Origin of the sequence: Rhizobium leguminosarum (assembly GCF_002953715.1) — a bacterium.
GTDB lineage: Bacteria > Pseudomonadota > Alphaproteobacteria > Rhizobiales > Rhizobiaceae > Rhizobium > Rhizobium leguminosarum_V.
In genome coordinates this window covers 1,781,633-1,795,770 of sequence record NZ_CP025012.1, presented here as the reverse complement: position 1 = coordinate 1,795,770, position 14,138 = coordinate 1,781,633, and the positions used below count along the sequence as shown (strand labels likewise).

The following is a 14,138-nucleotide window of genomic DNA, read 5'->3' as shown; positions in this document are numbered from 1 at the left end:
ACCCGTTCAAGCTGTTGTTGGTGGAGCGGACGCTCAGCGACGTGAAAGCGCAAGCGAGGGCTGATCCATGAAGTTCGACACACCTGCAGGACCGAACCCGATTGACCGGATGACCGTTGTCGGCCAGCCTCACAACCGCTTCGAGGCAGAGCTCAAGACGACTGGGACGGCGACTTACGCCTACGAATATCACAACGTCGCACCAAACGCCGCCTACGGCTATATCCTTGGCGCGGCAATTGCCAAGGGCCGGATCTCATCGATCGACACTCGGCGCGCCGAGGCCGCGCCCGGCGTGCTGGCCATCATTACTCACCGCAATGCCGGTCCGCTTGGTGTCGGAAAATTCTATGTCCAGCGCATGTTGGCTGCCCCCGATGTCGATCACTACCATCAGCCTGTTGCAGTCGTGGTGGCCGAAACCTTCGAACAGGCACGCGCGGCTTCCTCGATGATCCGCGTCGACTATGCGCGCAGCCCGGGCCGATTCGATCTCGCCGAGCAACTGGACAGCGCGCCGGTTGCACCGCAGATGGAGTTTGGTGGACCGACAGAGACGCAGGTCGGAGACTTCGACCAGGCTTTCGCAGCCGCGGAGGTGAAGGTTGACGAGACCTATACTGTTCCCGACCAGGCGCATGCAATGATGGAGCCGCATGCGACGATCGCGACCTGGGATGGCGATCGGGTGACGTGTTGGACCTCAATTCAGCAGATGAATTGGGGAACCCGCGATCTCGGACTCATTCTCGGCATTCCGCACGAAAACGTTCGGCTGATCTCACCCTTCATCGGCGGCGGCTTCGGCGGCAAGGGCACGGTGCAGTCAGATCTGGTGCTGGCGGCCGTTGCCGCGCGAATGGTGCGGCGACCGGTGAAGATCGCGCTTCAACGTCCGATAATGTTCAACAATACGATCCATCGGCCGAAGACGATCCAACGAATCCGGCTCGGCGCCTCGCGCGACGGCAGGCTGACGGCGGTCGGTCATGAGAGCTGGTCGGGCAATCTCGCCGGCGGCCGCACCGAGCCGACCACCCTTTCGACACGGTCGCTCTACGCCGGGGCGAACCGGATGACAGCTGTCCGACTGGCGACGCTCGACCTGGCCGAGGGCAATGCCATGCGTGCGCCGGGAGAGGCACCCGGTTTGATGGCGCTCGAGATCGCCATGGATGAGATGGCCGAGAAGCTCGGCATGGATCCGGTCGAGTTCCGCATCCTGAACGATACCCAGGTGGACCCGGAAAATGCCGATCGGCCTTTTTCCTCGCGTCCCTTCGTTGAATGCCTGCGCACGGGCGCCGAACGCTTCGGATGGAGCATGCGCAAAACTGAGACAGGTCAAGTCCGCGATGGTGACTGGTTGATCGGCATCGGCATGGCGGGTGCGATCCGCGGGGCACCGATTTCAAAGGCCGGAGCGCGGGTGCGTCTCGATCGCCAGGGCATGTTGACGGTCGAGACCGACATGACGGACCTTGGCACCGGCAGCTATACGATCGTGCAGCAGACGGCGGCCGAGATGATGGGTTTGCCGATCGAGCGCGTGGTGGCAAAGCTCGGGGATTCGAGCTTTCCGGAAACGCCGGGATCTGGAGGACAGCAGGGCGCGCCTTCGGTCACTGCAGGCGTCTATGCCGCCTGCACGAAGCTGCGGGCGGTGGTCGCCCAGCGTCTAGGCTTCAACGCCGCAGAGGCAGAGTTCGTCGACGGTGAGGTTCGTTCCGGAAATCGAAGCGCGCTGCTCGCTAGTGCTGCCGCCGACGGCGATCTCGTCGCCGAGGACACCATGGAATTCGGCGATCTGGCGAAGCGCTTCGCGATCCAGACCTTCGGGGCGCATTTTTCCGAGGTCGGCGTCGACGTCTACACCGGCGAAATCCGCGTTCGCCGCATGCTCGCAGTATGCGCCGCCGGCCGCATCCTCAACTCCAAGACCGCGCGCAGCCAGGTGATCGGCGGGATGACGATGGGGATCGGGGCGGCCCTGATGGAAGAGATGGTAGTCGATAAGAGATCCGGCTTCTTCGTCAATCATGATCTCGCCGGCTACGAGGTTCCGGTCCACGCCGACATCCCTCATCTTGAGGCCGTGTTCCTCGACGAAGTAGATCCAGCGATATCGCCGGTGAAAGCGAAAGGCGTCGGGGAACTGGGGCTGACCGGTGTCGCGCCGGCCGTCGCAAATGCGGTCTACAATGCAACCGGCGTGCGGGTGCGGCAATATCCGATCACACTGGAGAAGTTTATCGACCGGTTGCCTCATCGCGAGTGATAGTCCCGGCGAAATGACAAGAGGTCTCAAAGGACATCAGGATAGACGCCGGCCGTCCTCGCCGAAAAGGTGCAGGACGGCGGGGTCGAGGTGCAGCGGCAGGCTGTCGCCAGATTTCATCCGCTGCTGGCCGGCAAAGACCGCAATCAATTTCTTCCCGGCTGCGTCGGCGTGGACGACGGTCTCCGAGCCCAGTTCCTCGACGAGGGTAACGCGGGTATCCAGACTGCCCGCCGAGCCCTCATCCGCAAGGGTGATATGCTGCGGCCGGATGCCGATGCTGACTCTTTCGCCCGCCGGGCGTGCCTCCTTGGCAATCACCGAGAGACGATGGCCGCCGACGGTTTCGACCTCAGCGAAACCGCCCTCGTGACCGACAATCGCACCTTCGAGAAAATTCATGTGCGGCGCGCCGATGAAGCCGGCGACGAAGCGGTTGGCCGGCTTGTTGTAGAGTTCCAGCGGTGTTCCCACTTGCTCGATCCTGCCGCCTCTCAGCACGACGATGCGGTCGGCCAGTGTCATTGCCTCGACCTGATCGTGGGTGACGTAGATCATCGTCGCCTTCAGGCGGGCGTGAAGGGCCGCCAGTTCGGCCCGCATGCTGACCCTGAGTTCGGCGTCGAGATTGGATAGCGGCTCGTCGAGCAGAAAGGCATCCGGCCGCCGCACGATGGCGCGGCCGATCGCGACGCGCTGGCGCTGGCCGCCGGAGAGTTGGCCCGGACGGCGCTGCAGGAAAGGCTCGATCTCCAGCATGCGCGCGGCGTCCGTGATGCGCGCTTCGATCTCCGCTTTCGCCACCTTGGTGTTCTCGAGACCAAAGGCGAGGTTCTCCCTGACACTCATATGCGGATAGAGCGCATAGGACTGGAAGACCATGGCCAGGCCCCGATCGGCAGCGCTGATAGCGGTAACATCCTTGCCGTCGATGGCGATGCTGCCGTCTGTCGGCTTATCGAGGCCGGCAATCAGGCGCAGCAGCGTCGATTTCCCGCAACCGGAAGGGCCGACGAAAGCGACGAACTCGCCGTCGTTGACATGAAGCGAGACATCGCGAATGACCTCGACGGCGCCGAAATTCTTGACGATGTTCCTGAGCTCGAGCCCGCTCATGCACTCTCCTGTTTTCTTCTTTTAAGGTGGCCTATTTGAGCCCCGAGCCGGCAATGCCCGTGGTGATGAAGCGCTGCAGGAAGACGAAGATCAGCACGACCGGGATCATCGAGACGACGGTCATGGCGAGGATGTAGTGCCATTGCACATTGAGCTCGCCGGCATAGACGTTGAGGCCGACCTGCAGCGTATAGAGTTCCTTGCGCGACAGCACGATCAGCGGCCAGAGGAAATCGTTCCAGCGCCAGACGACGGAGAAGATCGCCAGCACGGCGAGAGCCGGCGCCGACAGCGGCAGGATGATGCGCCAGTAGATCTGCCATTCGCTGGCCTTGTCCATGCGAGCAGCGTCGAGCAATTCGTCGGGGATCGTCAGCATGTATTGCCGAAGCAGGAAGACCCCCGTCGGGGTGGCGACCGTCGGCAGGATGACGCCCCACAGGCTGTCGAAGAGGTTCAGCGTGCCGATGACGGAATAGAGCGGCACGACGATGACCGAAAGCGGCACCATCAGCGTCGCCAGGATCATCAGCATGACGGCGGTGCGGCCGGGGAACTGGTATTTCGACAGCGCGAAAGCGGCCATGGAATTGACGAGCAGCGTAATGGCCGTCGCCACGACGGTGACGAAGACGGAGTTGCGCAGGAACAGGAAGAAATCGAAGCGCTGGAAAGGTTCGGTGTAGTTGCCGCCGGCGAATTCGACCTGGCGCACCGGCGTGCGGTCCTTGATATTCGCCTTGACGATTTCGCCCGGCTGTTTCGGATCGACCATCTGGCCGATGATGCCGATGCGGCGGACTTCAGCGAGCACACGCGTGCTGCCATCCGGCATTGCGACATTATAGAGCGGCAACGGCTTGTCGTATCCCGGCACCACTGCCTGTTCGGTGACATAGGGCAGGAAGGAGGGCGGGAACTCGGCAAGGGCCGCCGGCGTCTTGAAGGAGGAGAAGACCAGCCAGACGGCCGGGCCGAACATCAGGAAGACGCCTGAGATCAGCCAGATCCAGGTGACGACATCCGTCCAGTGCCAGCCTCGGCCGCGGCGGCGGAGCAGAAACGCAGAGACTGCGCTCATCGGCGTGCTCCCTTCTTCTCGTTGCGGCTACTGACGCCGAGCTGGACCAGCGTCAGGATGACGAGCACGATGCCCATCAGGATCGAGGCGGCGGAAGCCAGCCCCGGATTGCGCAGCGAACTCGCAAAGCCGGTCTCGTAGATATACTGGGTGATGTACATGGTGCTGGTGCCCGGCCCGCCGCCGGTCAAAACGAAGACCTCGTCAAAGATCTGCACGGCGCGGATCAGCGCCAAGACCAGCACGACGATGAGGTTCGGCATCAGAAGCGGCAGGGTGATGCGCCGGAAGATGCGGGTCGGACGGGCGCTGTCCATTGCCGCCGCCTCGTAGAGATCCCGCGGGATTGCCTGCAGGCCGGCGAGCAGGATCAGCGCATAAAAGCCCATATGCGCCCAGACCGAGACGAAGACGGCGAAGAAGAAAGCCCAGAAACGATCGCTGAGCCAGGAGAACGGCTCGAAGCCGAAGGGGCTCAACGCATAGTTCAACAGGCCCTCACGCTGCAGGATCCATTTCCAGATCAGGCCGACGACGACAGGCGACAGCAACACCGGGAAGAAGAAGACGGCGCGCCAGAAGCCGCGATTGGAAAGCTCGCGGTTGAGGATCAGCGCCGTTGCGAGCGCTGCGATCAGCATCACCGTCACCTGGAAGACGACGAAGACGGCGGTGTTGCGCACGGCCGCCCAGAAGGTGTCGGCCGCGCAGGTCGAAGGGTCGAGATAGCTGCCGCAATCGAAGAGGATTCGGTATTGGTCGGCGCCAACATAGGTCCTGTTCTGCAGGAAGATGGCGCTGCCGCTCGTCGTCGAATAGATGAAGTTGATCACCAGCGGCAGCAGCACGAAGACGGTGAAGATCAGCATGTTGGGCGCCAGGAAGACGCCCGCCATGCCGTTCAGCCCGGTCAGCTTCTGCCAGCCGCGCATGGGAATGTCGACGAGCCCCATGACAAGCCGGACAGGCGCAAGCAGCGCCTGCCGCAGACCGGTTCTCGCCGATGGTTCAGAAGAAGCCGTCTTCGCCGTCATCTGTTCTTCCGTCAGTTGCCGGCGACCTTGGCCTTGATGTCCTCGTCGATGCGGGCATAGGCGTCGTCGAGCTTCATTTCGCCGGCGATCACCTGGCTGATGCGGGCGACGATGGCGCTGTAATAGGCGTCCGACCACTTCCAGCCCGGCAGCTTCATGGCGGGTGCCGCCGTCTGGCCGGCCGCTTCGACAAAGGCCTTCAGCGCCGCCTGCACATGCGGATTGTCGGTCTTGAAGTCCATCTGGCCGGCGGCAACACCCTTATGCGCCGGAATGAACAGGCTGCGTTCGGCAAATTCCTTCTGCACGTCGGCACCTGCCAGGTAATCCATCACCTTGGCGACATCCTTCGGGTTCTTGGTGTATTTGACGGCCACCAGACCGGCGCCGCCCTGCATGCCGGAGCATGCGACCGAACCGCAGGGGCTGCCCGCCATCACCCAGTCGAAATTGTCGCCAATCTTCTGGGCGAAGCCCGAAACCTGCCAGCTGCCCGAATAAAGATAGGCAAGGCCGCCATTGATGAAGTCCTCGGCGGCGGAGCGGTAGGTGGTGCCGGCAGCACTCACCCAGACATCCTTGTTGATGGTGCCGTCCTCGTTCCACTTGACGAAGCGGCTGAGGAAATCCTTGGCGCCCTGATCGATCGGCGCCGGCTTGCCGTCGGCGGCGATGTAGTTGGCGCCGTAGGAGATGTTCGGGCCGGAGACGCGGTGGCCGGAGCGGTCGATCGCCATGGCGAAGACCTTCTGGCTGTCGGCGACCTTCTTGGCGGCCGCCGCCCAATCGTCCCAGGTGGCCTTCGGGCCGGGAATTTCGACCCCGGCCTGCTCGAACAGCGTCTTGTTGACAAAGCCGCCGGTCAGCGTCAGCTGCGTCATGAAGCCGGTGATGGCATTCGAGCCGTCCGGACGCATCCAGTCGGCCTGGGCGCCGAAATTGTCCTCCCAATATTTCGCATCGGTGAGATAGGGCCGAAGATCGAGCCAGTGCTGCGCCGGCGCCTTCAGATTGGTGACGCGGGCGATATCCGGCCCCTGCCCGGCTTCGAGCTGAACCGGCAGCTGTTCCTTGACGACGTCATAGGAAACCTCGTCGAGGATGACGTTGACATCGGGATTGGCCTTGGAGAAGCGCGAGAGTAGGTCCTTGATCACCTCGCCTTCGCCGCCGTCGGAATACCACATGATGCGCACGTCGCCGGCATGGGCGGCAACAGAACTCAAGAGAACTGCAGCAAAAGCCGCGCCGATCGATTTCATTCTGGTCATTTTTTCCTCCTCTTGATCGATCAATTCCTGCGTCCGGCCGGTCCTCCACCTGCCAGACACGTCGTCTACGAGGCCGCGCGCCGAGGCTGCCTGCCCGGTATCTTCAGATGTACCGCGTCTCCCCGCACCGACCAGTCCGTCGGGCGAAGAATACGGCCTTCGGCGCGCACGGTGCCGTCTTCTTCGAAGACGACCCGGCCATAATCCGGATCGATAACGATCAATGCACCCTCTTGGTCGCGGCGGGCCGAAAGCGTGGCGAAACGCGCCTGCATGCCGTCAAGGCCAACCTCACGCCCGACATCGGAGAGACGGACGATCCAGCGGCCCTTGCGGCCAGCCAGCCGCAGCTCGATATCCGTCGTCGGGCCCTGTTTTACCGGCTCCAGTGCTCCGTTGCCGATCAGCATCGCAATCCCATTGCCGGAGCGGGCGAGCGCCAGATTGCCGTCGACAACCGTGTCGTCGAAAGCCTCGAGCGGGAACCAGGCATGGGTGAAATCCGGCTGGCCCTCATGGATCTCGAAATCGAGGATCGCCAGATCGCGATACTGATGCACGCGCGGCAGCGTTCCGCAGCCGCCCCAGAAGCTCGGCCGGCCGTAGCCGAACTGGATGGTTTCACCGGGATGATTGATCCAGATCTGCGCTTCCGGCCGGACGCCCAAGCGCAGATGCAGCACCGTCTCCTGGTAGCCCCAGGCGCCGGGACGATAATGGGCGATGGTGCCGAGCGCGGTGTCACGGGTCTTGTAGTGATAGAGGGCAGCGAAACGGTTCTCGCCCTGAGAAAAGGTCCATTCCTGCGCGTCATCGGAATTGTGCGCGGCAATTTCGGCAAGCGCTCCTGGAAAACGCAGGCCGTGGTCGCGGATGCAGACGGCAAGCTGCGGCAAAGCGTGGACACGCCGGCCGTACCAGCCGCGGCCCCAGAGCAGCCGGGCAATGGCGGAGAGTTCGACCGAGCGGCCGGGGCGCAGCGTATGTTCGTAGGAGCGGCCCTGGCTGCCGGTCAGCATGCCGTGATGAGCCGAGCGGGCGACGATCTCCATCAGTCGGACGATGCTGGCGTTTGCCCGGTTGCGGATCGTCTCATCCGGCGCGCATGCGGCCAGCGCCGTCAAGCCTTTGAGATCGATCGGGAAATAGGGAACGGAATTCCACTCCGCCATTTCCCAGCGCTCGAAATGATCGAGCCAGGCGCGGACACGCTGCTCGCCGACCCGCATCTGCTCGGCGCCGGTGCGGCCGGAACGGACGAAGACGGCATCGGGGAAAAGCCTGCCGCCGAGATAGGCGGCGGTATGGAAGAGAAGCGCGTGGTTTTCCGAGAAATACCACTGAACGTCGTTGCCGGACTCATCCATCCAGTAGCGGTAATTGAGGACGGCGTGCTCGATCCTGTCGCGCAGCGCAGGTGACAGCAGATCGCTCCAGCGCGTATAGGCAAAGAGAAGCGGCACCAGCACGAAATCGGCGCAGTCGTGGCAATCCTCGATAACAGGCAGCATGGCCGAGATCATCGCCTCGGTTTCCTCGCCGCCCTGCCCCAGCGCGAGACGCGCGAAAGCGCAGACCGTGTCGGGCTCGGAATGGGCGGCGACCTCTGCCAACGCCTCGGCGACGCGATCATCAAGGGCGGCGGGCGCTTCTCTCTGGCGTTGGGGATGACAGATCTCGACGCCGAGCGTGCGACCGAGCGAGAGCTCGCCTGTTTTGAAGGTGATCCGGAAATGGCGGAAATCGGCGGGCATATCCGCCGAGGCCCCGAGTTCCAGCTTGGTTGCTCCCGCTTTCAGCTCGAAATCATAGTCGAAGCGTTCGATCGACATGAAGTCGCCTTCGATCTCGACATGGCAGCTCAGCGCCACCGGCAGCGGCGCGGGGAAGAGGATCGTCACATCTTCGCCGAGATAGGCAGTTCGGTCGAAGCGCATGCCTTCGAGGATGACCTCCAGCGCATCCGCATCGCCGGCGGCGATGGGAACGGGCACGGCGGTTTCAACCTCAGGTCCTTCGACATAATCCAGCTGGAAATAGAAGCGGGCGTCGCGCTCGGCGAGATCGTCGAAATAGACGCGGATCTCGTTGAGGCCGGCCACGAGATCGACCTCGAACAGCTGCTCGGCTTCGAGATTGCGCTGGTAAGGCGCCATGAAGCCCTGCTCGCGGCCATTGACGAAGAGGATCGCGCCGCCGCAGGTCGACAGGCGAAGCGTCGCAGCTCCCACTGAGCGGGCATCAAGGAAGGTGCGCGCCCAGCAGCCGATGCGCGTCGGGCGAAACCAGAAGCCAGAGAGATCGACACGCGGGGAAGCAAAGGGAAGCCACCAGCGGGCGGCCTCGAATTCGACAGCCGGTTGCGGTCGCCGGCCGGAGAAGGATTTTTTGAATTCGGTGCGGCAGGGATATTCATGCGGGATGAAGTTCTTTGTCTTGGTGACGAAGAAAAACGGATCCATGCTGCCGTCCATCGGACGGTCGGCGACGTCATAGCGCTCCTGCCACAGGTTGGCGAGCTGCCAGTAGACGATCGGGCTATCCTTCGCCGTTGCGCGGTGGAGATGGGATTGCTGCTCAGCGGTCATATTTCAGCCTGCTCAAGCCTTGGAGCGCCGGGTAATACGCCGACGCATGGACTGGCCGTCTAGCCGCATCTTCAAAGCCTCCCTGCTCTGCCGCTTGTCGCGGACTCCTCAGGCAACAATTGTGCATAGGCATTCCATTTGCGCAATCTGAAAGATTTTTGCATAGTGGCGGCAAGCGAGGAAAAGACATGGCGGCGGAAGAGAAAAAAGGCAGGCGCACGCGCCTCGACGACATTGCCGCCCGATGCGGCGTCTCGATCAGCACGGTGTCGCGTGCGCTGGCCGGCGAAAAGGGCGTCAGGCCGGAGATTCGCAAGCTGGTGCTGGAAACGGCGAGTGCGGTCAGCTACGCTCTGCCGGCAAGTGTTGCCGGCAAGAAGGTCATGCTCGTCGCCTCCGGCGCGGCGATGATCGACTATGTCCGCAACCAGTTCACGCTCTATGTGCTCGAAGGATTGAATGCGCGTGCCGCCGCCCTCGGCATCGAACTGGCGATGCGCCCCATTGCCGGCAAGGGGGATGAAGCCCGCGTCGTCGCCGAGATGCGTGATGATCCGAGCTTCGGCGGCATGCTGATCCTGACCGTCGATGAGGAGGATATGCTGGCCGCGGCCGCCGATCTCGGAAAGCCCGTGGTGCTCGTCAACAGCGACGATCCCTATATGCGGCTTTCGAGTGTTACGCCCTGCAACCGTTCTGCCGCCTTCATCGCTGCCGAGCGGCTGATCAAGGCCGGGCATCAACGCATCCTGTTCATGCTGAGGCCGGGGCGACGGACCATCGAGCGGCGCCTTGAGGGCTGGCGCGATGCCCTGCAGCATCATGGGCTGACAGCCGATGCCGATCTGGTGCTCGAAGTCGATGACTGGCTGCCGGAACTCGGCGCCGAGTCGGTCACCCGTCTTATCCGCGAGAAAGGCCTCACCTTCACCGCCATCCTGACGGCGGGCGACAGTCTGGCCAATGGCGCGGTGCGCGGATTGCAGGCGATGGGTTATGCCGTGCCGCAGGACATCTCCGTCATGGGCATAGACGACCTGCCGCAGTCGGCCTTTCTCAATCCGCCGCTCTCGACGGTGCATATTCCGATGCGCGAACTCGGCGCCACCGCGCTCGATCTGCTGCGCGACATGATGCTCGGCCTTGCTGCCCCACGGCGGCGGGTTGAGCTTGCCTGCCATCTCGTCGAAAGGGGTAGCGTGGTGGCTGTCCGCATCCCTGGCGCAACGACGGACCGCTGACCCCACACCGCAATCGAGGATATCAAGCCTCGATAAAACTCGCGTCGAACAGTTCTCGCGCATAGGCATCATGCGTGGTGCCGGCCTGCAGATCCGCTTTGGTGAGCTCGTCCACGAAGCAACCATTCTTCATGATCAGCACCCGGTCGCACATATGGGCGATGACCGCGAGGTCGTGGCTGACAAGCAGATAGGTCAGGCCCTTTTCCTCGCGCTGATCGGCCAGCAGGTTGAGGATTTCGGCCTGGACCGAGACGTCGAGCGCCGATGTCGGCTCGTCGAGCAACAGGATGGGCGGCGACAGGATCAGGGCCCGGGCGATTGCCACCCTCTGCCTCTGGCCGCCGGAAAGTTCGTGCGGAAAACGGTTTGCGAAGCTCGCCGGCAAACCGACCTGGATCAAAGCCCTTTCGACCTTCGACCAGATATCGGAATGGCCCATCGCGCGCAGCGGTTCCGCCAGGGCGGTGCCGATACGATGGCGCGGATGCAGGGATCCGTAAGGGTCCTGAAACACCATCTGGGCAAATTTCAGCTCCTCGCGGGAGCGCTTCTTGCCGATCGGTTTGCCGCCAAGTTCGATGTGACCGGTCCAACCGGCCTCCATACCGGCGAGGCAACGCAGCACCGTCGATTTGCCGCATCCGGATTCACCGACAATGCCAAGGGTCTCCCCCTGGTTGACCTGAAAACTGATGCCCCTGACGACATGGTTGCTAGTCTTGCCAGAGGCAAAGACGACATCGAGGTCACGCACATTGATCATTGCGCCGTCTCCAGATCGAGTTTCGTCCTGTCGAGGACTGCAAGCCGGCGAACCGGATTCCTCGGGTCGGGCAGCGCAGCGATCAGCCCGCGGGTATAGGGATGGCGCGCCTCCTCGAGACTGGTCAGCGTTTCCACGATCCGGCCGGCATACATGACGATGATGCGTTCGCAAAAGGCTGCCACCATGCGAATGTCATGGCTGATCAACAGCAGGCCGGAATTATTCTCGCGCACCAACTCATCGAGCAGCAGCAGCACGTCCTTTCGGACGCTGACATCAAGCGCCGAGGTCGGCTCGTCGGCGATGACAAGCTTCGGCCGCGCCAGCAGCATCATGGCGATCATCACGCGCTGGCCCATGCCGCCCGATATCTGGTGCGGATAAAGCGCCATGACCCGCTCCGGATCGCTGATGCGCACGCGCTCCAGCATGGCGCGGGCAGCCTCATGCGCCTGTTTCTTATGAAGACCGAGGTGAAGGCGGGCGGCTTCGGCGATCTGCTTACCGATCGAAAGCACCGGATTCAGCGAATAGCGCGGATCCTGCATGATCAGCGCGATGTCCTTGCCGCGCAGCGCGCCCATCTGACGCTCACTCTTTGAAAGCAACGGATCGCCGCTAAGATCCATGCGTTCGGCCGAGACCACCGCGGCCGGCGGCAAAAGGCGCATGATCGCGCGACCTGTCGTCGATTTGCCGGAACCGGATTCGCCGACAATCCCGACGCGTTCGCGCCCGACGTCGAAACTGACATTAGAGACGGCGGGTACGGCGCCTCGGCCGAAACGGACGGTCAATCCTTCGACGGAAAGAACGGGCTGCAGATCACGATCTTGCATGGCGGGGATCCAAAAGGTCGCGCAGAGCATCTCCGGCGATGTTGAAGGCAAGGCTGGTAAGGAGGATGGCGATACCCGGCATCACGGCGACCCACCAATAATCGAGCATGAACTTGCGGCCGCTGGAGATCATCGCGCCCCATTCCGGCGCCGGCGGCTGGGCGCCAAGCCCGAGGAAGCCAAGCGAAGCTGCCGTCAGAATGATGCCCGCCATGTTGAGCGTCAGCCGAACGATGACGGAGGGAACGCACATCGGCGCGATATAGAGGAGAAGAATGCGCATCGGCGAAGCGCCATAAAGGCGGGCGGCGACCACATAGTCGGCGTTTCTGACGACAAGGGCCTCGGCGCGCGCGAGTCTCGCAATCGGCGGCCATGCGGTCAACGAGATCGCGATGATTGCCGTGGTCAAGCCGGCGCCGAGTGCCGCAGCAAAAGCCAAAGCCAGGATCAGCGACGGGAAAGACAGAACGATATCGGTGGCGCGCATCAGCAGCGCATCGGTGCGCCCTCCGAAGAAACCGGCGACGACGCCGATCAATAGGCCGATCGGGCCGACGATCAAGGAGATCGACAGCACGGTCTGGATGGTGATGCGCGTGCCGAAGATGAGGCGGCTCAAGATGTCCCGGCCGAATTCATCCGTGCCTGCCAGGTGCACGAGGCTCGGAGGCTGCAAGGCATCGCCAAGCGACTGTATGACCGGATCGTAGGGCGCCAGGAGCGGCGCGAAGATCGCGATCAAACAAAGCAGACCAAGGATGACGAAACCGGCAAGACCAAGCGGCTCGTGGGCCAATTTGCGGCCGGCGCGTGCAAACGACGCCGCGATACGGGTCGACACACTTGGAGGGCGGATCTCTATTTCGCTGCGGATGACATCGCTCATCGGGCCGCCTCCCGCATGCGCGGATCAAAGACGGCGTAAGCGACGTCGGCCAGGAAGTTCAACAACATGAAAATGAATCCCACAATGATGGTGCCGGCGACGATAGCGTTCATGTCGCCGATCATCAGGGCGTTTGTCATGTACTGGCCAATGCCCGGCCAGGAGAAAACGATCTCGGTCACGACAGCGCCTTCGAGCAGACCGCCATAGGAAATGGCCAGGATGGTGATCAGCTGCACCGCAATGTTCGGCAGGACGTGGTGCCAGATCGTGCCGAGCGGGCTCACACCCTTGGCTCGGGCCGCGATGACATAATCCTGGCTCAACTGCTCCAGGGTGAAGCTGCGTGTCATGCGGGTGATGTAGGCCATCGCCGCGTAGGCGAGAATGACGGCCGGAAGAATGATATGGCCAAGTGCATTCCAGAAGATTTCCGTCTCGCCCTGCAGCAGGCTGTCGATCAACAACAGCCCGGTGCGCGGCGTGACGAGACCCTCGTAAAACACATCGATCCTGCCCGGCCCGCCGACCCAGTTGAGGCCGGCATAGAAGATGACGAGCCCGACGATGCCGAACCAGAAAACCGGGATCGAATGACCGACGAGCGCGACCACGCGGGCCGTCTTGTCGATGAAGCTATCTCGAAAGAGTGCTGCGACCAGCCCGAGCGGGACACCGACGAAGGTCGAAATGATCACCGCCAGCGTCGCCAGTTCGAATGTCGCGGGAAAGGCTTGAGCGAGATCCGAAGAGACGGGATTGCCGGTGAGGACGGCGGTGCCGAAATCACCGTGGGCCAGCCCGTTCAGATAGAGGAAAAACTGCTGGTAGATCGGCAGATCGAGCCCGAGACGCGCCCGCATCGCCGCATAGGCGGCGGGATCGGCGAGCTCGCCGACAATCGCGCCGACCGGATCGGTGGGCAGGATACGGCCGATCACGAAGGTCACACATAAGAGGATGAACAGGCTGACCAGCAAATGCGCCAGGCGTCGGCCAAATTCGGCTACGGAGAGTTCCTTCATGATCGGC

At 62.7% G+C, this 14,138-nt stretch carries 11 protein-coding genes; 2 read left to right on the top strand and 9 right to left on the bottom strand.

Translation table 11 applies throughout. From position 1 onward, the window contains the following. The first annotated feature begins 67 nt into the window (after window positions 1-67). Window positions 68-2,278: an aldehyde oxidoreductase molybdenum-binding subunit PaoC gene (gene paoC / locus CUJ84_RS09190; protein ID WP_105005944.1), complete on the top strand. Its 2,211-nt coding sequence runs from the start codon at window positions 68-70 to the stop codon at window positions 2,276-2,278. Between the two features lie 36 nt (window positions 2,279-2,314). Here paoC and CUJ84_RS09185 read toward each other — a convergent pair whose 3' ends face one another. The 5 genes from CUJ84_RS09185 to CUJ84_RS09165 all read right to left on the bottom strand — a co-directional run bounded on the left by CUJ84_RS09185 (window position 2,315) and on the right by CUJ84_RS09165 (window position 9,368). Continuing rightward, window positions 2,315-3,394: an ABC transporter ATP-binding protein gene (locus tag CUJ84_RS09185; protein ID WP_105005943.1), complete on the bottom strand. Its 1,080-nt coding sequence runs from the start codon at window positions 3,392-3,394 to the stop codon at window positions 2,315-2,317. 31 nt (window positions 3,395-3,425) lie between these two features. Beyond that, on the bottom strand, window positions 3,426-4,475 hold the full coding sequence (locus CUJ84_RS09180) for a carbohydrate ABC transporter permease (protein ID WP_003539547.1): 1,050 nt from the start codon (window positions 4,473-4,475) through the stop codon (window positions 3,426-3,428). Beyond that, window positions 4,472-5,509: a carbohydrate ABC transporter permease gene (locus tag CUJ84_RS09175; RefSeq protein ID WP_105005942.1), complete on the bottom strand. Its 1,038-nt coding sequence runs from the start codon at window positions 5,507-5,509 to the stop codon at window positions 4,472-4,474. Before CUJ84_RS09175 ends, CUJ84_RS09180 begins: the two co-directional genes overlap by 4 nt. A gap of 11 nt (window positions 5,510-5,520) precedes the next feature. Next, a complete protein-coding gene (locus CUJ84_RS09170) occupies window positions 5,521-6,780 on the bottom strand; it encodes an ABC transporter substrate-binding protein (protein WP_105008132.1) in 1,260 nt (419 codons plus the stop codon). A 65-nt stretch (window positions 6,781-6,845) separates the two neighbouring features. Further along, window positions 6,846-9,368, bottom strand: coding sequence for a hypothetical protein (locus CUJ84_RS09165; RefSeq protein ID WP_105005941.1), 2,523 nt, complete (start codon window positions 9,366-9,368; stop codon window positions 6,846-6,848). A gap of 188 nt (window positions 9,369-9,556) precedes the next feature. Between CUJ84_RS09165 and CUJ84_RS09160 the strand changes: the two genes are divergently transcribed. Then, the gene (locus CUJ84_RS09160) at window positions 9,557-10,609 is read left to right on the top strand and encodes a LacI family DNA-binding transcriptional regulator (protein ID WP_105005940.1); all 1,053 of its coding nucleotides are present in this window, start codon (window positions 9,557-9,559) and stop codon (window positions 10,607-10,609) included. 22 nt (window positions 10,610-10,631) lie between these two features. Here the strand turns inward: CUJ84_RS09160 and CUJ84_RS09155 are convergent, their stop codons facing one another. From CUJ84_RS09155 to CUJ84_RS09140, 4 genes are read right to left on the bottom strand one after another with little or no spacing between them, the layout of a single operon-like run. Then, on the bottom strand, window positions 10,632-11,375 hold the full coding sequence (locus CUJ84_RS09155; RefSeq protein ID WP_105005939.1) for an ABC transporter ATP-binding protein: 744 nt from the start codon (window positions 11,373-11,375) through the stop codon (window positions 10,632-10,634). Further along, complete coding sequence (locus tag CUJ84_RS09150; protein WP_017994035.1) at window positions 11,372-12,217, bottom strand: ABC transporter ATP-binding protein; 846 nt, start codon at window positions 12,215-12,217, stop codon at window positions 11,372-11,374. The genes CUJ84_RS09155 and CUJ84_RS09150 overlap by 4 nt, the downstream gene beginning before the upstream one ends. Then, the gene (locus CUJ84_RS09145; protein WP_105005938.1) at window positions 12,204-13,106 is read right to left on the bottom strand and encodes an ABC transporter permease; all 903 of its coding nucleotides are present in this window, start codon (window positions 13,104-13,106) and stop codon (window positions 12,204-12,206) included. Before CUJ84_RS09145 ends, CUJ84_RS09150 begins: the two co-directional genes overlap by 14 nt. Continuing rightward, entirely contained in the window at window positions 13,103-14,131 is a 1,029-nt protein-coding gene (locus CUJ84_RS09140; protein WP_003559265.1) for an ABC transporter permease, read from the bottom strand. The genes CUJ84_RS09145 and CUJ84_RS09140 overlap by 4 nt, the downstream gene beginning before the upstream one ends. Window positions 14,132-14,138 lie beyond the last annotated feature (7 nt).